Here is a 21,500-nt window from a genome sequence, read left to right on the forward strand (position 1 = left end):
ACTGAGCATGGCTAAGTAATCTGCCGCACAAGATCTCCCGCGACGTTCTAGGGTTGTGGTGTGGAAGCGGTGATCTTCGATCTCGACGGTGTCCTGGTGGATTCGGAAAAGATGTGGGACGAGGTCCGACGGGCGGTCGCGTACGAGTTCCACGGCACCTGGCGTGACGAATCGACCAGGGCCATGCAGGGGATGAGCACCCCGGAATGGGCCGCCTACCTGGCACACGACCTGGGCGTCCAGCTCCGTCCGGCGGACGTCGCGCAGGTGGTGATCGAGCGCATGGCGCGCCGGTACGCGGAAAAGCCCCCGATCATCCCCGGCGGGCCGGACGTCGTCCGCGAGGTGGCGAAGCACTGGCCGGTGGCGATCGCGAGTTCGTCGCCGCCACTGCTGATCAAGGCGTTCCTGGACATCACGCGGCTACCGGTGCCGACGGCGGTGTCGTCGGAGCAGGTCGGCGCGGGGAAACCGGCGCCCGACGTGTACCTGAAGGCGGCCGAGCTGCTGGGCGCGGAGCCGAAGAACTGCGCGGCCGTGGAGGACACGACGAACGGGCTTCGCGCCGCGCTGGCCGCGGGGATGACGGTGTTCGCGGTGCCGAACCCGCATTTCCCGCCGGATCCCGCGGTGCTGGCGGAGACGACGGTGGTCGAGACGATCACCGATCTGCCTGCGGCCTTGGCGTCACTACCCGATGCCTGACCGGCATGATGGCGAACCCACTGTAACCGTCGAGCTGGTCCGAGCCGCCCGCGAGCAGGGCTACGCGGAGCCGACACCGAAGCCGAGGACTGAGTCAGCGTGCCGCGCAAGAATCCGCATTCGACGCGTCAGGCGATCGCTCGCGGCGTAGCGGCCTCTTTGACCTTCATGTGCATCTACACAGCCTTGCTTTTCGGGAGTCAACCGGCTTCGGGCGCCGCGTTCCTTCTCGCCACAGGACCACTTCTGCTCATGATGCAGATTCGCGTCATGCTCACAGCCACACCTGGTGTAAGTCGAGCAGATCGAGAAGCGTTGGACGAGAAGCACCTGAAGGCGACCTGCATCGCCTCTTTCGCCTTGATCATGGCCTTGATCATCAGCATTGCGAAGCCAGCCGAATCCTACGGGTTGGTTCTGGCCGGGATCATGGCGATTCCCGTATGGACGAACACGATCGAATGCCGGACGATCATCGCTCGTTATATCGAGCGGGATCGACGCGCCGCTGCGCGGTACAAGTATCTTCACCAGGAGGCACAGCAACGCGCAACCACGAATCCCCCATTCACTCGGACACCCCACCCCCGCGTATGATCACCAAGGATCGTCCCCCGAACCTGGCAGTAGGGATCTCACCTCTGGCGATCGACGCGGATACTCCTGCGCGCTAATTGCCCGGCTTGGGCGTACCGTCGCGCCACACACAGGGCGATGAAACCTTGAGATGGACTTCACCGACATTATTGGCCTGCAATCCCATCGTGAAACCGTCTACATTGTTCTTCGCACCGAGAAATTCGCCTTTCTGGTCATCGGTAACGGTGAAGCCGATCTTCTCCAAGAGAGATCGCATATTCTGAAAGTACGCCGGTACTTGTTCCGGGGTGACACCCTCAAGCTGGTAGCTCACGCGAGCGTCCCGCCGGTCCGGGGACGGGCTACCGTCGGCGTTGGAGCATGGGAAATCGTAGTTCTTGTACGGGTTCACGAACTTGGCCTGCGGGTTCAGCGCCGCCCGAGCTTGCTCGGCGTAGTCGTCCACCTTACGAGCGGCATCCGCAAGCGTGATCGTTGGTTCCACGCTGCCTCCGTCTTCGGGTTCATCCACCCCACAGGCCGTCGACAACAGTGTTGTCGCGACGACCACCGCGAGAATGGCTTTAACTGAAATTCTGTTCATCTGTCTTCCCGGCTTGGGTCACGGTTGCCGCCCCGCGACTATCTTGCCCATACCTCGGAGAGACGGGCTGTCTTGCTTCCAGTACTCCCCGTGAGCTTCCACGCTCGGCAACTCGGCGGGTCCACCGGCCGTGGTTCCGCGGTTCGATTCGAAGGTCTTACCGCCGAATTCCGGATCCATGGGGTCGGGACCGAGTGGATCGATGAGCATGCCTTCCCCTCCTGGCATACGGGGGAAGTTGGTGACGTTGATGACGTCCTTCTCGGCCGTGGTCGAGTAGACATGATCGGGCGCGATATTCAGCTGGTGCGCGTAATCCACACCGACACCGGGACTCGCCACGAAAACCATGTCGTCGACGGCGAGGCCGCCATCTCGTGCGGCGTGCCCCACCACCGTGGTTCCATAGCTGTGGCCGATGGCCGTGCTGTGCGACGGGGCTCCGGTGTGACTCTCCCGCAAGCCATCCTGGAACTTGTCGAACGCCTGCTTACCGTTGTCCGCGTAGCTCTCACTCCCGGCGTCCAACAGCGTGTCGGGTGCGTCGTATCCCAGCCAAGTGATGACCGAAGTGGACCGCCCGCCCGCCTCGATGGCCGCTTGATGCATCGCGTCGCCTCGCGCGGCCTCGTCGGCGAAGGTGGCAAGGTCCGCCGTCGTACCGGGGACGTAGGACGCCACATGGGCCGCGGTGTCCGGGTTCCCTTTCGCCAGGATGGCTTTACCGTCGTCGTGACCGTCGATGCCCAGTAGGTAGTACTTCTGGTTCTCGGGCGTCGCCGGGTCCTGCTTGAGCATGGCGTCGAGATCGTCGACACCCTTGATCTTCTTGTCCAACTCGCCGAGTCGTACGGTCAAGGCATCGAACTCGCGCTGGTCGTTGAGTTTGATCTCCCCACCGCCGGTTCGCCGGAAGTCGTCGATCTTCTTCCGCAGCTCGTCACGCTCCGCTTGGAGACGCGATCGTTCACGGCCGATCAGCCCACGGTTCGCGATATCGCGTTGCTTCGCGGAGAAACCGTCCCGTGGCCCGACGAGTTCCGGGCGATCCATGGCCAGCCGGGTCCGCTGAGCTTCACTCAAGGTCGCCCAATAGGCGGCGTTCTGTGCCGCTGTCGCTCCTTCGGGCGGTGGCGCGGGAATACTGAGCGCGCCCATGACGGCGCCAGAGTTGCCTGCCGCCGCCAACGACGTGTTCTCGTTGTCGTTACCGGTCGCGTCGATGGTCTGCCCCGACACGATCCGGTCGAGCACGGGACAGAAGTCATCATCGATGTCGGTCGCGCTCTTGAGTACCTCGGCGACACGATCGCGCAGTTCCGCCGCGATCGTCGCCCGTTCGCGGGCGACGGCTTCTTTCTCACCCTCTGCGGTTTCCGGAGGCGGTCCGTTGTCGACGATCTCCCCGTCACCGCCGATGGTGAAGTGGTGCGCCCGGGCGAGCCCCTCGACTTCCTTGATGCCGTTCACGACCCCGCTGATCGCGTCCCCGACGTCCCCCGCGCTGCGACGAAGCGAGGCGACCTCGGCGGCGTACTCCTCCAGACCATCGATGATCTGACCGACCTCGCTCGCCGCGGCGGTAGCCGCCTCACCATGCCAGCCATCCGCCGTGTTGATACCGCGCAGATCGTCTGAGCACACGACGACCTTGTTGTACGCGGCATTGATCTCACCGACCGCGGTTTGCAGAGGTGCGGGATCCCATCGCGTGACCTCAGCCCAGGTGACCATCAGACCGGCTTCCGCCCACCCGTCGCCTGCACCGGCACGGACAGCTCCGCCGTGGCGGCATCCTCGCGACCGCTGTAGAGGTCCGCGGCCTTCGCCATGTTCGCCGCGTGCGCGTCGAGACGACGCTCGTACGCCTGCTCGCGATCCCGCAAGGCCTGCTTGGCGGCGGCGAGCTTGGCCACGCACTGTGCCCCCGGCATACCGGCATCCCCGGACGGCACGGCCGCGGAGCACTTCGCCCCGCGCAGCGCGTCCGCGACCCGCGTCGCCGCCTGTCCAGTCCCTCTGATCTTCTCGATCACCACGTCATAGCCGACCATCAGGCCTCCCCGCCCTTGGTAGTCAGACGATCACACTACGGGATCAGAGCAGGTAGCGGCACTGCTCAAGACGGGCTGAAGGGGACTTTCACCGCATGTGATGCAGCGAAGGCTCCCTTCACCGCATCGCATGCGGTGAAGGGAGCCTTCAGCTCACTTCGCGATAACGCGCTACCGGGAGGTCACGCCTCGCCGGCGATGAACTTTTCGACCTCGTCGCGCGCGGTGGAGTCGTCGTACTGCTCCGGCGGCGACTTCATGAAGTAGGACGAAGCCGACAGGATCGGGCCGCCGATGCCGCGGTCCTTCGCGATCTTCGCGGCGCGCACGGCGTCGATGATGATGCCCGCCGAGTTCGGCGAGTCCCACACCTCGAGCTTGTACTCCAGGTTCAGCGGCACGTCACCGAAGGCGCGGCCTTCGAGCCGGACGTAGGCCCACTTGCGGTCGTCGAGCCACTGCACGTAGTCCGACGGGCCGATGTGGACGTTGCCCTTGCCGAGTTCGCGGTCGACCTGCGAAGTGACCGACTGGGTCTTCGAGATCTTCTTCGACTCGAGCCGCTCCAGCTCCTTCATGTTCAGGAAGTCCATGTTCCCGCCCACGTTGAGCTGCATGGTCCGGTCGAGCTGGACGCCGCGGTCCTCGAACAGCTTCGCCAGCACGCGGTGCGTGATGGTGGCGCCGACCTGGGACTTGATGTCGTCGCCGACGATCGGCACGCCCGCCGCGCGGAACTTCTCGGCCCACTCGGGGTCCGAGGCGATGAACACCGGCAGCGCGTTGACGAACGCCACACCGGCGTCGATGCACGCCTGCGCGTAGAACTTGTCGGCCTCTTCGGAGCCCACGGGCAGGTACGAGACGAGCACGTCGACCTCGGCCTCGCGCAGCGCCGCGACGACGTCGACCGGGGTCTCGTCGGACTCTTCGATGGTCTCGCGGTAGAAGCGGCCGAGCCCGTCGTAGGTGTGGCCGCGCTGCACGGTGACGCCCAGCGGCGGCACGTCGGCGATCTTGATGGTGTTGTTCTCGCTGGCGAAGATCGCCTCGGACAGGTCGCGGCTGACCTTCTTGGCGTCCACGTCGAACGCGGCGACGAACTCGATGTCGCGGACGTGGTAGTCGCCGAACACGACGTGCATCAAACCGGGCACGCGAGTGCTGGGATCTGCGTCGCGGTAGTACTGAACGCCCTGGACCAGCGAGGCCGCACAGTTGCCGACGCCCACGATGGCCACCCGAACGCGGCGGTTCTCGCCCATGCCGGTTTCTCCTTCATTCGTCCAACAGTTGTAGGTAATGCCCAGCGGGCCCGGAGAGCGCCTCAGGTCTCCGGTCCGCGCTGCTCGGCCTGTTCGTGCGCGATCAGCTCGTTGAGCCAGCGCACCTCCCGCTCGCTGGACTCCAGCCCGAGCCGGTGCAGCTCGCGGGTATAACGGTCGATCTTCTCCTCGGCCCGCGCCATTGCCGTCCGAAGTCCTTCTCGGCGTTCCTCGACCCGACGACGACGGCCTTCCAGGATCCGCATCCTGACGTCGGCCGGTGTCCTCGAAAAGAACGCCAGGTGGACGCCGAAGCCTTCGTCGTCCCACGTCTGCGGACCGGCGTCACCGAGTAGTTCGGCGAAACGCTCCTTGCCCTCGGCGGTGAGCTTGTACACACGCTTGCCCCGGCGTGCCCATGCCCGGTCTTCCACCTCTTCGAGTTCCTCGACGAGGTAACCGGCACGAAGCAGCCGACGCAGCGTCGGGTACAGCGAGCCGTACGAGAACGTCCGGAACATCCCGAGCGTCTCATGCAAACGTTTGCGCAGCACGTAACCATGCATGGGGGTCTCGTGCAGCAGCCCCAAGATCGCGAGCTCGAGCACACCGCACCCCCTTCCGGGAACAAACCGCGACCGGTCGCGTTGGCCACCGAGACCGGCTCGGTCAACCTACCGGCCCACTATATCGCGCCGATACATCGAAGTGGTGTAGCTAACCCCGATCGGGGGCCGGTGATCCGGACGAAATTCACCGGAGAGTTATCGAATCGTCGGCGTGTCCGGGTGCGTACCCACCGTCCGGTCGAGAACGGGGCGTGGACCACACAGCAAGAGCCCGTACTCTGTTGGCGTGCGAAACCAGCGGCAGGTCGTGGACTACGCCTTACAGCGGCGCGCGCTGCTGAAGGGCGTCCACTCCGGACGGGTCGGCACATACGACGTCTGCGACGCGGGTCCGTACCTCCTGCGGGCCGCGAAATTCCACGGACGACCAGGTGAGCAGGACTGCCCGGTCTGTCATCGGGAGGAACTGACCCTGGTGTCGTGGGTCTACGGCGAGGAGCTCAAGCACGTCGCCGGATCGGCCAAGACGCCGGACGAGCTGGTGCGGATGGACGGGCACTTCGCGGAGTTCACCGTCTACGAGGTCGAGGTCTGCCGGAGCTGTCACTGGAACCACCTGGTGCGGTCCTTCGTCCTCGGAACGGGAGATCCGGGAAGCACTCGCCCACGGACCCGGTCACGGAAGACAGCGGGTCAGTGACAGGTATCGAAATCGCAGTTGAGCACAGAGCGGCGTCCCCCGAAGCGCCGGTCTGGGAGGCCCATTCGTGAACGACGACCGCAACCGCTCCTGGCCCGGCCAGGAGCCTGATGCACCTCGCCGTGCCCAATGGCCGGGCGAAGAGGACGGACCCGGCTGGCCGGGCGAGGAACCCCCGCGCCGTCCCCAGCGCCGGACACCTCCGAACGGCACCCCGCGTTCGGCCGCACCACGGTCTCAGCAACCCCGGTCCGCCGACCCCCGTTCCTCCGACCCACAGTGGCCCGGTGGCGACGGTGGCGGCCCGGAATGGCCGTCCGACGAGGAGCCCCGCCGTCCCGCGGCCGCGCGCCGTCCCAACGGCATGCCCCCGCGCCGGCCGGGACCCCCGCCGCCGGGAGCACGAGGCCCCGCCGGTGCCCAGCGCTCCCAGCAGGGCGCCGTCGGCCACCGCCCGCCGCCCCCGCCCGGCAACCGCCGTCCGGCCGCTCCCGCCGACCAGGCGACCGCGATGGTCCGCCCGGTCGAGCCGGAACCGTACGAGCGTGAGCCGGACCTCATCACCCACCACGCCCACAACGGCACCGAAGACCCGTACGGCTACGACCCGTACGACGATCGCTATGACGATCGTCACGAGAGCACCGCCCTCGGCGCCGAGGGCGACGAGCCCTACGAAGACGAGCCCGCCGAGGAAGAAGAAGGCGACAAGAAGAAGGTCCTGACGCCGAAGCAGCGCAAGAAGCGCCGCTGGCGGATCATCCGCCGGGTGCTCTACGCGATGTTCGGCCTGTTCGTCGTGGTCCCGGCGATCGCGTTCGTCATCACCTACTTCCTGGTGGACGTCCCGTCGCAGGAAAGCGTCGCGAGCCAGCAGAGCCAGCCGATCACGCTGATGTACGCCGACGGCAGCCCGATGGGCAAGATCGCGCCCGCCAGCGGCGGCAGCCGGTATCTGCTCCAGCCCGGTGAGATCCCCGACGCGGTGAAGCGTGCCGTGTACGCCGCCGAGGACTCGTCGTTCGAGACGAACTCCGGGTTCGACGTCGGCGGCATCCTGCGCGCGGTCTACAACAACGTCACCGGCGGTCAGGGCGGCGGTTCGACGATCTCCCAGCAGTACATCAAGAAGGCCACGGCCAACGAGGCGCCGACGCTCACCCGTAAATGGACCGAGCTGGCCAAATCCTTCAAGATGAACAACCAGATGTCCAAAGAGGAGATCATCACCGCCTACCTCAACACCATCTACTTCGGCCGCGGCGCGAACGGCATCGAAGCGGCCTCGCAGGCCTACTTCAAGAAGCCGGCCAAGGAACTCGGCGCGTCCGAGGCGGCCCTGCTCGCCGGCCTGATCCAGGGTCCGAGCCGGTCCGAGAACGAGGCTTACGCCACCAGGCGGTGGAACTTCGTGATGGACCAGATGGTGGCGAACGGCTGGCTCTCCGCCCCCGAACGCGCGGCCGCGACCTTCCCGAAGCCGATCCCGAAGGCGCAGGCGAAGGCCGACGACGCCGGGACGTTGAGCCTGCACATCCGCAACCGGGTGATCGACGAACTCGAAGCCCGCGGCTACGACCAGGACAGGCTGCACCAGGGCGGGTTCAAGATCACCACGACGATCGACCCCAAGGCGCAGAAGATGGCCGAGGAGTCCGTCGCCGAGGGGATGAAGGGCCAGACGGACGAGAACATCCTGAACGCGCTGGTCGCGATCGATCCCAAGACCGGCGGCGTGGTCGCCTACTGGGGTGGCCCGGACTGGACGAAGAACGACAAGGGCCAGGACGTCCAGGCCATCGACTGGGCGAACGTGCCGCACAACCCCGGTTCGGCGTTCAAGGCCTTCGACCTGACCGCGTTCCTCAAGATGGGCAAGGGGCTCGGCGAGACGTTCGACGGCTCCAACAACCGGAAGTTCGACGGCCGCACGATCCGGAACGCGGGCGAGAGCTCCAACTGCGGCCCGCAATGCACGGTCGCCGAGGCGATGAAGGTCTCCGCGAACACCGTGTTCTACGACATGGTCCGCAACGTCACGAAGATCGACCCGGTGGCGAAGGCCGCGAAGGAAGCCGGCGTGATGGTGGAGGCCGACGGCGGCAAGGCGAAGCTGAGCCCCGACATCAACATCGCCCTCGGCGGTGGTGGCACGGTCACCACCGCGGAGGACATGGCGGCCGGGTTCGCCACCTTCGCCGGTGAAGGCATCCGGCAGAAGCAGCACTTCGTCGCCAAGCTGACCAACTCCCAGGACGAGATCGAGTTCGACGAGACGACCCCCAAGGGCACGCCCGCGTTCAGCGACGACGCCGACAAGAGCAAGCAGATCGCGGGCAACGTCACGGACGCGCTCGAGAACGTCATCCCGTACTCGAAGCTGAAGTGCCCGTCGGGCCACGATTGCGCGGGCAAGACCGGGACGCAGCAGTACGACTTCAAGGACAGCGACCCGGCGAGCTACCGCGACCGCAACGCCCAGACCTGGATGGTGGGGTACACGCCGTCCATCTCGACGTCGGTGTGGGTCGGCGGCGACGGCAACAAGCCGCTGCACGACAAGAGCGGCAAGCCGGTCTACGGCCGGACGATCGCCGGTCCGATCTGGGAAGACTTCATGTCCCGGTACCTGACCGGCAAACCGTCGGAGAAGTTCGGCAAGGTCAAGCCGATCGGCAAGGACGCCCGCGCGGTGCCGACGACCACGGTGCAGAAGCCGCCGGAGACGTCGACGCCGCCCGAAACGCCGACGACCACCCCGACCCCGACGACTCCCACCGAGCCGACGGAGACGACGCCGACGAAGCCCACCAAGCCGACGAAGCCGAGCTGGACCAGGCCTGGGCCGGGGACTTCGGACCCGTTGTTCCCCAATGGTGAAGATCCATGATGACCGGACAGAACGGCTGAAGAAGGTGTGCCGGGCAGGGCCCGGCACACCTTCTTTTTTCCGTACCCGGTGAACCTGAACGGATCTGACACGTCTTCTCTAGAAGGAGACCTGCGACCGCAGGACCGCGCTCACCCAGGAAAGGTTCGGAGGACGTCCAAGTGAACGACGATCCCCACGGCGGATGGCCAGGTCAGGACCCTGACCCCGCACGTCGTCCGCAACGCCCGGCCGGACCGCCCCGTCGTCCCGCCGGCGGTCCGCCTCCGGGCCACGGACAGCGACCGGGTGCCCACCAGCAGGGCCCCGGGCAAGCACCGTGGCAACGGCAACCGGGTCCGCCCCAGCAGCCGCCGCCCCGGCGTCCGCAGCGGCCACCGGTCGCGCCGCAGCACGAGCCGGACCTCATCACGCACCACGAGCACAACGGCACCGAGCACCGGTACGACGGTGATCGCGGGTACGAGCAGCCGTACGACGACGAGCACGTCCCGGAGACCGACGAGGACGGGAAGCCCGTCCTCACCCCGGCGCAGCGCAAGAAGCGCAGGTGGAGACGGATCCGGCGGGTACTGCTCGCGTTGTTCTGCCTGTTCTTCGTCATCCCGGCGATCGCGTTCGTGATCACCTACTTCCTCGTCGACGTCCCGTCGCCGCAGGCCATCGCGGCCACCCAGGGCCAGGCGGTGACCTACTACTACGCCGACAACACCGAGATGGGCAAAGACGTGCCCAAGGGCGGTAACCGGCAGATCCTGACGCCGGAGCAGATCCCGGACATCGTCAAGAAGGCCGTCATCGCCACCGAGGACGCCTCCTTCGAGACGAACTCCGGTTTCGACATCGGCGGCATCCTGCGCGCGGTCTACAACCAGGTCACCGCGGGCAAGGGCGGTGGCTCGACCATCTCCCAGCAGTACATCAAGGTCGCCAGCGGTGACGACGAATCGTCGCTCACGCGTAAATGGACCGAACTCGCCAAATCCTTCAAGATGAACCAGACGTACGAGAAGAAGGACATCATCTCGGCGTACCTGAACATCATCTACTTCGGGCGCGGCGCGTACGGGATCGAATCGGCCGCGCAGTCGTTCTTCGGCAAGCCCGCGGGCGAGCTGAACGCGTCGGAGGCGGCACTGCTCGCGGGCCTCATCCAGCAGCCGGGCCGCTCGGAGAACCCGAAGGTCGCGAACGACCGCTGGAACGTGGCGCTGAACCGTATGGTGCAGAACGGTTTCCTGTCCGCCGCGGATCGCGCGAACCTGCAGTTCCCGACGCCGATCCCGCAGACCGACAAGCAGCAGGCCGGGGTGGTCAACCCGTTCATCCGCGACAAGGTCAAGGAAGAACTGGCCGCGAACGGCATCACCGACGACGTCTATTACACGGGCGGCTACAAGGTCTACACGACCATCGACCCGAAGGCGCAGGCCGCGGCGGAGCAGGCTGTCGCCGACGGGATGAAGGGCCAGACCGACGAGAACCTGCTCAACGCGCTCGTCGCGGTCGACCCCAAGACCGGCGGGGTGAAGGCGTACTACGGTGGCCCGTCCATCGTGAAGGGGCCGGACGGCAAGGACCAAAAGGGCCGGGACTGGGCGAACACGCCGCAGAACCCCGGATCCTCGATGAAGCCGTTCGACCTCACCGCGTACCTGCAGCTGGGCAAGGGCGGCATCAACTCGACGTTCGACGGGTCCAACAACCGGCAGTTCGGGAAGCAGACGATCCGGAACGCCGGTCCCGGCAGCTCGTGTTCGGCGCAGTGCACGGTGTCCGAAGCGATGCAGCGGTCGGCGAACACGGTGTTCTACGACATGGTCGTGAACGTGACCAAGCCCGGGCCGGTGGCTCAGGCCGCCAAGGACGCCGGGATCAAACCCGCTCCCGAAGGCGCCTCCGAGCTGTACGCCGACAACAACATCGCGCTCGGCGGTGGCAAGACGGCCGTCAGCCCGGAGGACATGGCCGCCGCGTACGCCACCTTCGCGGGCGACGGCCAGCGAAGGACCCGGCATTTCGTCGCCAAGGTGACCAACTCGCAGGACGAGGCCGCATACTCGGCCCCGGAGGAGGCGAAGCCCGCTTTCTCCGACAACTCCGACAAGAGCAAGCAGATCGCCGGCAACGTCACGGAGTCGCTGAAGGGTGTCATCCCGTTCTCGAAGCTCAAGTGCCCCAACGGACACGAGTGCGCCGGCAAGACGGGAACCCAGCAGCACACCTACCGTTCGGGCGAGCCCGCGTGGGCCAAGGACGCCAACTCGCAGACCTGGATGGTCGGCTACACGCCGTCGATCTCCGTCTCGGTGTGGGTCGGCGGCGACGGCGACAAGGCGCTGAAGGGCAAGAACGGCAAGGCGATCTTCGGTTCGACGATCGCCGGGCCGATCTGGCAGAAGTTCCTTTCGCTGTACCTCAACGGGAAGCCGGGGGAGCGCTTCGACAAGGTCAAGATCATCGGTGACGAGAACGCCACCGTTCCCTCGACGCAGACCCCGCCGGACGAGGACGACGGCAGCTCCGAGACCGGCACGCCGTCGACAGGTCCTTCGACGGGTCCTTCGTCCTCACGGAACGAGGAGAACCCGCCGTCCAGCTCGCGGAATCCTCCGTCGTCCAGTGAGAACAACGGCGAAGAAGGCGGCGGCAACGCTCCCGGCCGTGGCGGCGGCAGAGGCGACAACGGCTGAGGTGAGCACGGCTAGCTCCGTGTGCTGAAAGGGCCCTTCACCGCATGCCACGCGGTGAAGGGCCCTTTCGCTGCGTCTGATGAGGGGAAAGTCCCCTTCAGCCCCGGCTCTAGAGGGTGACGACGCGCTTTTCGGCACCTGAGAGGTGTGCGGCCTCGATGACCCGGAGAGCCTCGACGGCGGAGGCGGGGTCGACCGGGAAGTCGCCCTTGCCGAGAAGCGCGTCGCGCACCTGCGCGTAGAAGTCCTCGTAGCGGCCGACCTCGGTGGGCACGGTCTCGACGTCGTCGTTCACGCCGAGCCGTCCGGCGTCCGACGCCGGTTCCACGCCCCAGCCGGGGTCGCCGGGCCGCAGCCCGTCCTTGATCTGCGGCTCTTGGACGTCGAGGCCGTACTTCGTGAACGTCGCCTTGTCGCCGAGCACGCGGAACCGCGGGTTCCGGGTCCCCGCGAGCGCCGACGCCCACAGATGCGAGCGCACGCCGTTGGTGTGCCGGAGTGCGACGAAGACGTCGTCGTCGACGGACACCCCGGCACGGCGCCTGTCGACCTCCGCGTAGACCTCGGCGACCGGGCCGAACAACTGCAGCGCCTGGTCGACGACATGCGCGCCGAGGTCGTAGAGCAGACCGCCCGCTTCGGCGGGGTCGCCGAACTCGCGCCAGTTGTCCTTCGGCTTCGGGACCCACCGGTCGTAGCGCGATTCGAAGCGGAAGACGTCGCCGAGGCGGCCCGCGTCGAGGAGCTTCCGGACGGTGAGGAAGTCCGAGTCGAACCGGCGGTTCTGGAACACCGTCAGGCCGACACCCCGGGCCTTCGCGGCCTCGACGACCTTCGCCGCTTCGGCCGCAGTCGGCGCGAAGGGCTTGTCGACGACGACGGGCAGGCCCGCCTCGATCGCCCGGAGCGCGAGCGGGACGTGGGTACGGTTCGGGGTGCTGACCACGATCAAGTCCAGGTCGGCCGCCTTCGCGAACAGCGCGTCCGCGTCCGGCAGCACCTCCGCGTCCGGATAGTCGGCACCGGCCTGCTCGACCCGTTCCGGGTTCGAGGTGACGATCGCGGCGGGGGTCAGCCCCGGCGTCGCGCCGATCAGCGGGGCGTGGAAGACGCGCCCGCCGATGCCGTATCCGAAGATCCCCACTCGCAAGTCAGCCATGCCCCTATTAAACAACAGTGTTGCGTAATTAGCCAGCCGTGGCAGGATGCGCGCTATGCCGGAGACCGGGGTCAATCTGCGCGGCCTGCGCCAGCACAACCGCGCGCTGCTGCTCGCGCACATCCTGCGCGCGGGCGGGCTCAGCCGCGTCGAACTCGCCGAACGCACCCGGCTCACCCAGCAGGCCGTCTCGAAGATCGTCCCCGAACTGCTGGACGCCGGCCTGCTGGACGAGGAACGCCAGCCCGCGTCCGGGGTCGGCAAGCCGCGCACGCTGCTGCGGGTGCGCGCGGACGCCCGGCACGCGCTCGGCGCCCAGCTCGACCGGGACTCGTTCCGGGTGCTCCGGACCGACCTGACCGGGAAGATCATCGCGTCGGAAGGCGGGCCCCTGCCGCCGGGATTCACCCCCGGCCAGGCCGTATCCGCCCTCGCCGAAGCGACCGAAGGGCTGCTCGACGGCGTCGAGCGTGAACGGGTACTCGGCATGGGCGTCGGCGCCGTCGGACCGCTCGACCATCGCGAGGGCATCGTCCGGGACGCCACGAACATGCCCGGCTGGCACCACGTCCCCCTGCGCGACCTGCTCACGGAACGCGTCGGACTGCCCGTGCGGCTCGACAAGAACACCAACGCCGCCGCCTTCGCCCAGCACTGGACCGACGGCGGCCAGGCCGCGACCGCCGTCGTCCTCGTCGGCACCGGGATCGGCGTCGGGCTGCTGATCGACGGCGGGCTGTACCGCGGGCCCCGGACCAACGCCGGCGAGTTCGGGCATACGACACTCGCCTTCGACGGACCGCGCTGCGCGTGCGGGCGCCGCGGCTGCGTCGAGGTACTGCACAACGCGGCGGCGACCACGGAGGAGGCGGCGGGCCTGCTGGGGACCGGACTCGCCGACCTCGTCCAGATCCTCGACCTCGAACGCGTCGTGCTGACCGGGCGCGCGGTCCGCGCGGAACCGGAGATCTACCGGGACACGGTCGCCGCGCGGCTGCGGGAACTCCTGCCTTTGCCGCACTGGCAACGGATCCAGGTCGATCTCGACGAGATGGGCGACGACGTCGTCGCGTTCGGGGCGGCGGCCGAGGTGCTGGCCGGGTTCTACGACAGCGGCGACATCACCGGTCTGAGCCGGTAACGGTCTTCACTCGCCAGACGATCTAGCAGCACCACCTGGAAATCGAGGGGACACAGTTGCGCGCTCGGACGATCACCTTGACCATCGCCGCTACCTGTGGGCTGCTGCTGGTCGGCTGCGGCAGCGAAACCACTCCACCCGACCCCAAGGCGGAATGGACAGCGGCGATGAAGACCGCCGGATTCGTCCCGAACTCCCCGCGCACGTACGACGAGATGTTCGAGGCGGCCAAGAACTTCTGCACTGCTGGGTCTGCGCTCGCGATCAGTGGACTCGCACGCACGGCGCTGACACCCGAAATGGCCGATCGGACGGCGATGCCGGCCCGAGGCAAAGACCCGGACACCGCAGCGAAGGCTTACGGGGACGCCACCTGGAAATGGGCCTGCGGGCAGCGATAGATCTTTGGCCGGGTTCTACGACAGCGGCGACATCACCGGTCTGTCACCCGGATAGGCGCTAACATCCGCCTCGTGTCCGACCAGACGACCCCGCCGGAGCGCGAGGCCCCGCTCTCCCTCACGCCGGGCGAACGGGTCATCCCGAGCTGGAACGAACCGCTCGTGGCCGCGGCCACCCGGCCGATCGGCGGTCCACTCGGCGAACACGCGGCCGTGGGACGGCACTGGTTCTGGTCGCCGCAGCGCGCCGGCCTGCTGCTGGCCTGTCTCGCGCTGCTGCTCTCGTGGTTCGGCAAGGCGTCGTGCATCCAGCAGTACACCGACGACTCCGGGATGAACCAGCTCGACTGGCGGGCGGGCCGCCCGTTCGTCGCGATGTGCTACTCGGACATCGTGCCGCTCTACAGTTCCGAGCGGCTGAACGATCCGGACACCTTCCCGTACGTGACCTCGTGGACCGAGAACGCGGGCACGGTGAAGGAGACCACGAGGTACATGGAGTACCCGGTCGCGACCGGGCTGTTCCAGTGGATCAACGCGAAGCTCACCGAAGCCTGGCTCTCCGTCGCGGAAGCGGGCTGGTTGCCCGGCGCGCTCCCGGTCGCCGTCTACTTCAACATCTCCGCGCTCTGGCTCGCGCTCGCCTGGCTGGTGACGGTGTGGGCGACCGGCCGGTCACTGAAACGCCGTCCGTGGGACGCCGTCCTGGTCGCGATCTCCCCGCTGGTGCTGGTGCACACGTTCACCAACTTCGACGCCATCGCGACCGCGTTCACCGCGACCGCTCTGCTCGCTTGGGCAAGGCGGCGGCCGGAGGTCGCGGGTTTCCTGCTCGGCCTCGGCGCGGCGGCGAAGCTGTATCCGCTGCTCCTGCTCATCCCGCTGTTCTTCCTGTGCCTGCGCGCGGGCAAGGTCAAACAGTGGGTGCTCACCGCCGGACTCGCGGTGGCGACGTTCGTGGTGGTCAACGTCCCGTTCGCGCTCGCCGCGCCCACCGGCTGGTGGGAGTTCTTCCGGCTCAACACGGTGCGCCCGATGGATCCGGACTCGCTCTACAACGTGTTCTCCCACCTTTCCGGCTGGGCCGGGTTCGACGGGAAACTCGCCACGGGTCAGACGCCGGTCGTGCTCAACGTCGTCGTCGCGGTGCTGTTCCTCGCCGCTTGCGCCGGTATCGGGTACATCGCGCTGAAGGCACCGCGCCGTCCGCGGCTCGGCCAGCTCGCCTTCCTCGTGGTGGCCGCGTTCCTGCTGACCAACAAGGTGTGGAGCCCGCAGTACTCGCTGTGGCTGGTGCCGCTGGCGGTGCTCGCGATCCCGCGCTGGCGGCTGCTGCTCGGCTGGATGGTCATCGACGCGCTGGTGTGGGCGCCGCGGATGATGTACTACCTCGGCGTCGACAACAAAGGCCTGCCCGAGGACTGGTTCCTCGGCGCCGTCGTCGTCCGCGACCTCGCCGTGGTCGGTCTGTGCGCGCTGGTGATCCGGGAGATCCACCGGCCGCGCACAGACCTCGTCCGCCTCGCCGGGGACGACGACCCGGTGGGCGGTTTCCTCGACGGCGCGCCGGACGCTAAGCGCGTTTCAGCACCTCAGGTCCAGGACGCTCCAGCCTGAGATGCCTGCCGAAGTCCTCGGCGCCGAAGTCGTCGATCTGGACGACGACCTCGTCGGGCGAGGTTTCGACGAGACGGCAGGTGAACCAGTCGTCGCCGTGCTTGACCGACCAGCGGTCGGCGAGGACGGCCAGCCCTTCGGCCTCCAGCAACGCGACGGAGTCGTCGAAGGCGGCCGGTCCGCCGAGCGGATAGCCGAAAACGGTCAGTGCCTGCCAGCGCGTGGCGGCGTCGTCCCGGGCGGGGACGACGTAGCCGACATGCTCGCCGTCCTCCGCCCGGTACACGGTGCGATGCTCGATCATGGGGATCAGGTTCGACCCTCCCGTGGCGTGAGGGTCAAGCCGATTCAGCGCGGTTCGTCACGTACCGAGAAGCCCGGCCTGGATAGCCTGCGCGGATGGCCTTCCATCTCGCGCACGGCTCGGTCGTCCACCGCGCCACGACGCTGCACGGGTACTCCGCGATCGTCATGGTCGAGCGGTACGTGGGTGGCCGGTGGGAACTCGCCGCGGAGTTGCCCCACGACGCCGAGGAGATCACGGACGACGTCGCACGGGAGAAGCTGGGCGAGGCCGCCGACGAGCCCAGCCGGTTCGCGGTACCGCCGGAGACGGACGTGCCCGGCGGGCTGAAGGCGCGGCTGGACCAGCTGGACTCGATGATCGACGCCACGGTGGCGTGGCTGCGGGCCGGCGCGGCCGGCTCCGACACCGAACTGGCTTGGGCGCGCTATCAGTCGTCGGACTACGACTACGAACTCGACACCCGGGAAGCCTTGCGCGACGCGGCCGGGCTCCTGTCGCAGATGGTCAAGCACCGCGCCACGCTCGCCGCCCGTGCCGAAATGCGGCGCCGGAAGCGGGATTCCGAAGATGACTGACGCATTTAGTCCTCTGGATGCGCCCGGGGGCTGGGCGCATCCAGAGGACTAAATGCGGAAAGAGGGAGTCAGGCGGAGGCGACGCGCTCGCGGAGGTAGGCGATGTCGGCGGCCTGGCCTTCGGCCGGGGTCTCGACGATCACGGGCGCGCCGGCCTCGGCCGCGACCGCCGCCAGCACCTCGGGGTCGATCGTGCCGTCGCCGCCGACGACGTTGGCGTGCCGGTCCCGCGTGGAACCGAATTCGTCGCGCGAGTTGTTGAGGTGCACCAGGTCGATCCGGCCGGTGATGGCCTTGACCTTCTTGACCGCCTCGGTCAGGTCCCAGCCCGCCGCGTACGCATGGCAGGTGTCGAAACAGAAGCCCGCGCCGAATTCGCCGACCTTGTCCCAGAGCCGGGCGATCGTGTCGAGGTCGCGGGTCATCGCGTTGTCACCGCCCGCGGTGTTCTCGATCAGGATCGGAACGGCGAAGCCGCCCTTCTCCTGTTCACGTTCGAAGAGCTTGCGCCAGTTGACAAGGCCTTCTTCGACGTCTTCCGCGGAGCCGACGTGGCCACCGTGCACGACGAGCCCTTTCGCGCCGATCTCGGCCGCGCCGTTCGCGTGCTGTGTGACGTTCTTCCGCGACGGGATCCGGATGCGGTTGTTCATCGACGCCACATTGATCAAATACGGCGAGTGGATGAACACCTCGACCGGCGATTCTTTGATCGCTTCGCCGTGCGGGTGGGGTTTGGGAGCTTTCCAGCCCTGCGGGTCGGAAAGGAAGAACTGGAGGACCTCGGCCTCGCGCTCGGCGACCGCGGATAGGGGGTCGTCGTCGCGGACATGGGCACCGATTTTCATGCCAGCAACCTACCCTCGCGGGATTTTCCCCGGCGCGGGCCGGATGGTCACGCTCGTGGGGTAGCGTGAGCGCGTTCCGTTAAAACCGCGTTGGGTCTTGAGGGGCGGAGGACGAACTCGATGGGGAAGACTGCCGGGCGGATCACGGTTTGGGGATTCGCGCTTTCGGTCACGGCCGGACTCGCGTTCCCGATGACCGCGATGGCCGCCGGAGAACCGAATCCGACCCTTTCCGGCGACTGCGCCACCACGCTGCAGAACGGACAGTCCGGCAACGGCCTCGTTCTCGACGCGGGCGCTCCGCTGAACTCGCCCGAGGCGCTGACCGTCGGACTCGACTCGAAGGCCAAGACCGCCGAGGGCCGCAAGCCGCTGCTCTCCCTGCCGGTCGGCGACCTGGTGAAGGCGACCGGTCTCACCGACAACGCGGTCGGCGACCTCGCCGCGAAGGGCGTCTGCCCGCCGGTGCAGGGCACCGTCAACGCGGTGGGCGACCTGACCCAGGGTGTCACCAAGGGCGTCCCGCCGGTCGTGACTCCGCCGGAGACCAACCCGCCGAACCCGCAGCCTCCGAAGCCCCAACCCCCGAAGCCGGGGCCGGGACCGGGGCCGGGTCAGCCAGGCGGTCCGGGCAGTGAACTCCCGGTCCAAACCGGCCCGGGTTCCTCCACCGGCATCGGCGGCGACTCGATCGCCGGCGTCATCAGCAACGCCGCGCTGCTCCCCGGCAACTTCGTCCAGGCGCCGGTGATCACGGAGATCATCCCCGGCGAGGTCCCGCCGCCCACCGTCGACGAGAAGGACACCGGCAACGCGCAGGCCGTCCAGGCTCCGGTCGCCCCGGCCAAGCTGCCGCTGCTGCTCGCGGTGCTGGCACTGGCCGTCGTCGCCGCGGCGCTCGTCCGTGCCTGGCTGCGGGGCAAACCCGCCTGATCTCACTTTCGGTGACGCCCGCTTCCACTCGAATGCCCGACCTCTTCGAGTGAGCGGGCGTTACTCGTCTCCATTAGCGTCGTTGTGCAGGTAGGTGAACCCGACGACGGAGGAGTCGAAGGCATGCGCGAACGGACACGGAGGGCGACGGCCCTGGGTGCTTCGGCCTTCATTCTCGCGGGCTCGGCCGCCCTCGCGATGCCGGGCACGGCCGCCGCCGCCGAGACCAAGACCGCCGTCTGCGGCGGATCGGTGACCGCGAAGCCCGGCGACACGATCCTCGGCACGACGCCGTTGCTCGGCATCCCGCTCAACCTCGGCCAGGCGGGCTCGGTCTCCGGCGTGCTCACCGGCACCATCAACGCGCTGCTCGGCACGGTCTGCCGGGTGACGGTGACCGTGGTGAACACCGTCGTCGCGCCGGTCCCGGTCGTCGGCGAACCCGCCGCGGAAGCCCTGAACGGCGCCGTCTCGGGCACCACCCAGGCGTTGACCGGCGGCGGCCAGAAGGCCCCCGCGACCCAGCCCGCACCCCAGAAACCGGCTCCCGGAACCGGCGGACCGCAGCAGGGCGGCGCTCCCGCACAGGGCGGCACCCCGGCGGGCGGCACCGGCGGCATCCCGGCCGCGAACAGCCCGTTGCTGCCCGGCACCTTCACCCCGAACTTCGGCGGCCTGCCTTGGGGCGTCAGCACGGGCTATGCCCCGATGCGCGACTACAGCTCCATCCCGATGGCGATGGCCGGTCTCTTCAGTCCTTCGCCCGGTCTGCGCTACGGCGGTCAGATCCCGGGTTATGCGCCTCAGTTCGGCATCTCGGCCGAGGGCGAGAACGGCACCGGTAACCCGGACGTCCACAACGCGGGACAGGCGGAGGCACTACCGAACGTGAGTGACGGGTTCACTCAGGACGGGAAACTTCCCCTGCTGATCGCCGTTTTGGCACTCTCCGGAGTCAGCGCGGGCCTGGTCCGCACCTGGGTACTCCGCCGAATGGCCGCTTCAAGTTAGTCCTACCGCCTAGTATCTTTCTCCTCACTCCCTCGTTATCCCCCTTGGTAGTGCTTTATTCGACGGCGAAATCCTGATGCACTGCCACACGCCCCCACCGACCCGGAGGATCGCGCCCGTGCGGAAGACCACCATCTGGCAGACCACCCGCAAGGCGCTCACCGTCTCCGCTCTGGCGGCCATGGTCACCGGCGGCGCGTTCCTGACCGGCGGCACCGCCTCCGCGGCGACCACGCTGGCGAACGCGTGCAGCGGCACGGTCAACGGCGGGATCGGCGACACCGTCGCGATCACCGGCACCTCGGTCAAGGAACTGGTGCGCGCGGGCGCGAGGGAAGCGGGCACGCTGGCCCTCTACGACGTCGCCGCGAACGACATCGCCAAGGTCAACACCATCTCGGTCGGCACGGTCCCGAACGCCGCGGGCGGCTCGGTCGCGGGCAAGGCCATCGGCGCGGCCGTGCGGCAGGCGGTCAAGGACACGAAGTCCTGGGGTCTCGGCCTCAACCCCGAGAAGACCCTCGACAGCATCGAGCACAAGGTCTCCGGCAGCTGCGGCCTGACCACGGTCGCCACGAACTACGTCGCCCCCGCGCTGCCCACCACCCCGGGCACCACCGCCCCTCAGCAGGGTGGCACCGGCGGCGGCACCAACGGCGCCCCCGCCGCGCCGAACCTGCTCCCCGGCGGCAACGGCACCGGTTACGCCCCGCCGCGCGACTACGGCAACCTGCCGGTCGCGCAGCCGGGCGTCGCGGTGGCGCCGGGCGTGCGCTACCCGGCCAACAGCCCGCTTCCCGGCGAGGGCGGCCCGCAGTACGGCCTCCCCGGCGCCGACGGCCAGGCCGGGCAGGGCGCTGACGTCCGCAACGCGGGCAACGCCGAGGCGCTCGCGACCGACGGCATGCCCGGCGGCGACGTCCAGCTGCCGATGCTGCTCGCGGTGCTCGTGCTCGCGGGCGTGACCGCCGCGCTGGTCCGCACCTGGGTGCTCCGCCGCGTCTCCTGACGCCCGTCGGGACCGGCGAAAAACCAGCCAGGTACGCTTACCTGGACAAACCCTCCTGCCACGGACAGTCCGTGGCCGCGAGCCCATAGGAGGTGAGTGGTTGTGTCACGCCATTACGAGGTAATGGTCATCCTGGACCCCACGCTCGATGAGCGTACGGTCGCACCGACCCTGGACAACTTCCTCAACGTGATCCGCACTTCGGGCGGAAGCGTGGAGAAGGTCGACGTCTGGGGCCGCCGCCGTCTGTCGTACGAGATCAAGAAGCACGCCGAGGGCATCTACGCGCTCCTCGACCTGAACTCGACGTCGGAAGCGGTCAAGGAGCTGGACCGTCAGCTCTCGCTTCAGGAGACCGTGCTCCGCACCAAGGTCATGCGCCGCGAGATCAAGCCGGCCAAGCCCGTCGCCGCCAAGGCCTGAGCCGAAGGAATTTTCCG

21 protein-coding genes are annotated in these 21,500 nt (G+C 67.9%); 13 read left to right on the forward strand and 8 right to left on the reverse strand.

Annotated features, from left to right (window positions below; all coding sequences use genetic code 11):
- Positions 1 to 60 precede the first annotated feature (60 nt).
- Both L324_RS14815 and L324_RS42370 read left to right on the forward strand, forming a co-directional pair.
- Entirely contained in the window at positions 61 to 705 is a 645-nt protein-coding gene (locus L324_RS14815) for an HAD family hydrolase (RefSeq protein ID WP_037307479.1), read from the forward strand.
- Positions 706 to 804: 99 nt separating this feature from the next.
- Positions 805 to 1,302 carry a hypothetical protein gene (locus L324_RS42370; RefSeq protein WP_152546857.1) on the forward strand — a complete coding sequence of 166 codons (498 nt, stop codon included), beginning with the start codon at positions 805 to 807 and terminating at the stop codon, positions 1,300 to 1,302.
- 73 nt (positions 1,303 to 1,375) lie between these two features.
- On the opposite strand, the gene L324_RS14825 is transcribed toward L324_RS42370, so the two are convergent.
- The 5 genes from L324_RS14825 to L324_RS14845 form a co-directional block, all read right to left on the reverse strand.
- A complete protein-coding gene (locus L324_RS14825) occupies positions 1,376 to 1,888 on the reverse strand; it encodes a hypothetical protein (RefSeq protein ID WP_152546858.1) in 513 nt (170 codons plus the stop codon).
- A gap of 18 nt (positions 1,889 to 1,906) precedes the next feature.
- Entirely contained in the window at positions 1,907 to 3,622 is a 1,716-nt protein-coding gene (locus tag L324_RS14830) for an alpha/beta hydrolase (RefSeq protein WP_037307491.1), read from the reverse strand.
- Positions 3,622 to 3,942 carry a hypothetical protein gene (locus L324_RS14835; protein ID WP_037307494.1) on the reverse strand — a complete coding sequence of 107 codons (321 nt, stop codon included), beginning with the start codon at positions 3,940 to 3,942 and terminating at the stop codon, positions 3,622 to 3,624. Before L324_RS14835 ends, L324_RS14830 begins: the two co-directional genes overlap by 1 nt.
- Before the next feature lie 182 nt (positions 3,943 to 4,124).
- On the reverse strand, positions 4,125 to 5,207 hold the full coding sequence (locus L324_RS14840; RefSeq protein WP_037307497.1) for an inositol-3-phosphate synthase: 1,083 nt from the start codon (positions 5,205 to 5,207) through the stop codon (positions 4,125 to 4,127).
- A gap of 62 nt (positions 5,208 to 5,269) precedes the next feature.
- Complete coding sequence (locus L324_RS14845; RefSeq protein ID WP_005168208.1) at positions 5,270 to 5,815, reverse strand: PadR family transcriptional regulator; 546 nt, start codon at positions 5,813 to 5,815, stop codon at positions 5,270 to 5,272.
- A gap of 247 nt (positions 5,816 to 6,062) precedes the next feature.
- Here L324_RS14845 and L324_RS14850 point away from each other — a divergent pair, with 247 nt between their 5' ends.
- The 3 genes from L324_RS14850 (at position 6,063) to L324_RS14860 (ending at position 12,059) form a co-directional block, all read left to right on the forward strand.
- Positions 6,063 to 6,476: a DUF5318 domain-containing protein gene (locus tag L324_RS14850; protein WP_037307500.1), complete on the forward strand. Its 414-nt coding sequence runs from the start codon at positions 6,063 to 6,065 to the stop codon at positions 6,474 to 6,476.
- Between the two features lie 511 nt (positions 6,477 to 6,987).
- On the forward strand, positions 6,988 to 9,366 hold the full coding sequence (locus L324_RS14855) for a transglycosylase domain-containing protein (protein WP_081736345.1): 2,379 nt from the start codon (positions 6,988 to 6,990) through the stop codon (positions 9,364 to 9,366).
- 161 nt (positions 9,367 to 9,527) lie between these two features.
- A complete protein-coding gene (locus L324_RS14860; protein ID WP_037307507.1) occupies positions 9,528 to 12,059 on the forward strand; it encodes a transglycosylase domain-containing protein in 2,532 nt (843 codons plus the stop codon).
- Positions 12,060 to 12,168: 109 nt separating this feature from the next.
- Here L324_RS14860 and L324_RS14865 read toward each other — a convergent pair whose 3' ends face one another.
- Entirely contained in the window at positions 12,169 to 13,218 is a 1,050-nt protein-coding gene (locus L324_RS14865; RefSeq protein ID WP_037307509.1) for a Gfo/Idh/MocA family oxidoreductase, read from the reverse strand.
- A 55-nt stretch (positions 13,219 to 13,273) separates the two neighbouring features.
- Here L324_RS14865 and L324_RS14870 point away from each other — a divergent pair, with 55 nt between their 5' ends.
- The 3 genes from L324_RS14870 (at position 13,274) to L324_RS14880 (ending at position 16,377) form a co-directional block, all read left to right on the forward strand.
- Positions 13,274 to 14,359 (forward strand): ROK family transcriptional regulator, encoded by a 1,086-nt coding sequence (locus L324_RS14870; RefSeq protein ID WP_037307511.1) that lies wholly within the window; start codon positions 13,274 to 13,276, stop codon positions 14,357 to 14,359.
- A gap of 56 nt (positions 14,360 to 14,415) precedes the next feature.
- On the forward strand, positions 14,416 to 14,760 hold the full coding sequence (locus tag L324_RS14875; protein ID WP_037307514.1) for a hypothetical protein: 345 nt from the start codon (positions 14,416 to 14,418) through the stop codon (positions 14,758 to 14,760).
- Positions 14,761 to 14,832: 72 nt separating this feature from the next.
- The gene (locus L324_RS14880) at positions 14,833 to 16,377 is read left to right on the forward strand and encodes a glycosyltransferase family 87 protein (protein ID WP_037307517.1); all 1,545 of its coding nucleotides are present in this window, start codon (positions 14,833 to 14,835) and stop codon (positions 16,375 to 16,377) included.
- On the opposite strand, the gene L324_RS14885 is transcribed toward L324_RS14880, so the two are convergent.
- Positions 16,334 to 16,681, reverse strand: a complete 348-nt coding sequence (locus tag L324_RS14885; protein WP_235783538.1) for a hypothetical protein — start codon at positions 16,679 to 16,681, stop codon at positions 16,334 to 16,336. The two genes, L324_RS14880 and L324_RS14885, sit on opposite strands and share 44 nt — an antisense overlap.
- Positions 16,682 to 16,776: 95 nt before the next feature.
- Between L324_RS14885 and L324_RS14890 the strand changes: the two genes are divergently transcribed.
- On the forward strand, positions 16,777 to 17,259 hold the full coding sequence (locus L324_RS14890; RefSeq protein ID WP_037307519.1) for a hypothetical protein: 483 nt from the start codon (positions 16,777 to 16,779) through the stop codon (positions 17,257 to 17,259).
- Between the two features lie 68 nt (positions 17,260 to 17,327).
- Here L324_RS14890 and L324_RS14895 read toward each other — a convergent pair whose 3' ends face one another.
- Positions 17,328 to 18,107 (reverse strand): deoxyribonuclease IV, encoded by a 780-nt coding sequence (locus L324_RS14895; protein ID WP_037307527.1) that lies wholly within the window; start codon positions 18,105 to 18,107, stop codon positions 17,328 to 17,330.
- 120 nt (positions 18,108 to 18,227) lie between these two features.
- Between L324_RS14895 and L324_RS14900 the strand changes: the two genes are divergently transcribed.
- The 4 genes from L324_RS14900 (at position 18,228) to rpsF (ending at position 21,483) form a co-directional block, all read left to right on the forward strand.
- Positions 18,228 to 19,040 carry a hypothetical protein gene (locus tag L324_RS14900; RefSeq protein ID WP_037307530.1) on the forward strand — a complete coding sequence of 271 codons (813 nt, stop codon included), beginning with the start codon at positions 18,228 to 18,230 and terminating at the stop codon, positions 19,038 to 19,040.
- Between the two features lie 123 nt (positions 19,041 to 19,163).
- A complete protein-coding gene (locus L324_RS14905) occupies positions 19,164 to 20,051 on the forward strand; it encodes a hypothetical protein (RefSeq protein ID WP_037307533.1) in 888 nt (295 codons plus the stop codon).
- Positions 20,052 to 20,169: 118 nt separating this feature from the next.
- On the forward strand, positions 20,170 to 21,060 hold the full coding sequence (locus L324_RS14910; RefSeq protein WP_037307536.1) for a hypothetical protein: 891 nt from the start codon (positions 20,170 to 20,172) through the stop codon (positions 21,058 to 21,060).
- Between the two features lie 102 nt (positions 21,061 to 21,162).
- Entirely contained in the window at positions 21,163 to 21,483 is a 321-nt protein-coding gene (gene rpsF / locus L324_RS14915; protein WP_173426372.1) for a 30S ribosomal protein S6, read from the forward strand.
- Positions 21,484 to 21,500: the final 17 nt, after the last annotated feature.

The sequence above is a fragment of the Amycolatopsis orientalis DSM 40040 = KCTC 9412 genome, assembly GCF_000478275.1.
Lineage (GTDB): Bacteria > Actinomycetota > Actinomycetes > Mycobacteriales > Pseudonocardiaceae > Amycolatopsis > Amycolatopsis orientalis.

Bases quoted from the DNA above. Each gene is read 5' to 3' on its own strand.
- L324_RS14905 (WP_037307533.1), top strand. From the start codon at position 19,164: ATGCGCGAACGGACACGGAGGGCGACGGCCCTGGGTGCTTCGGCCTTC.
- L324_RS14830 (WP_037307491.1), bottom strand. From the start codon at position 3,622: ATGGTCACCTGGGCTGAGGTCACGCGATGGGATCCCGCACCTCTGCAA.
- L324_RS14885 (WP_235783538.1), bottom strand. From the start codon at position 16,681: ATGATCGAGCATCGCACCGTGTACCGGGCGGAGGACGGCGAGCATGTC.
- L324_RS14865 (WP_037307509.1), bottom strand. From the start codon at position 13,218: ATGGCTGACTTGCGAGTGGGGATCTTCGGATACGGCATCGGCGGGCGC.
- L324_RS14840 (WP_037307497.1), bottom strand. From the start codon at position 5,207: ATGGGCGAGAACCGCCGCGTTCGGGTGGCCATCGTGGGCGTCGGCAAC.
- L324_RS14895 (WP_037307527.1), bottom strand. From the start codon at position 18,107: ATGAAAATCGGTGCCCATGTCCGCGACGACGACCCCCTATCCGCGGTC.
- L324_RS14900 (WP_037307530.1), top strand. From the start codon at position 18,228: ATGGGGAAGACTGCCGGGCGGATCACGGTTTGGGGATTCGCGCTTTCG.
- L324_RS14825 (WP_152546858.1), bottom strand. From the start codon at position 1,888: ATGAACAGAATTTCAGTTAAAGCCATTCTCGCGGTGGTCGTCGCGACA.
- L324_RS14870 (WP_037307511.1), top strand. From the start codon at position 13,274: ATGCCGGAGACCGGGGTCAATCTGCGCGGCCTGCGCCAGCACAACCGC.
- L324_RS14890 (WP_037307519.1), top strand. From the start codon at position 16,777: ATGGCCTTCCATCTCGCGCACGGCTCGGTCGTCCACCGCGCCACGACG.
- L324_RS14855 (WP_081736345.1), top strand. From the start codon at position 6,988: ATGGTCCGCCCGGTCGAGCCGGAACCGTACGAGCGTGAGCCGGACCTC.
- L324_RS14835 (WP_037307494.1), bottom strand. From the start codon at position 3,942: ATGGTCGGCTATGACGTGGTGATCGAGAAGATCAGAGGGACTGGACAG.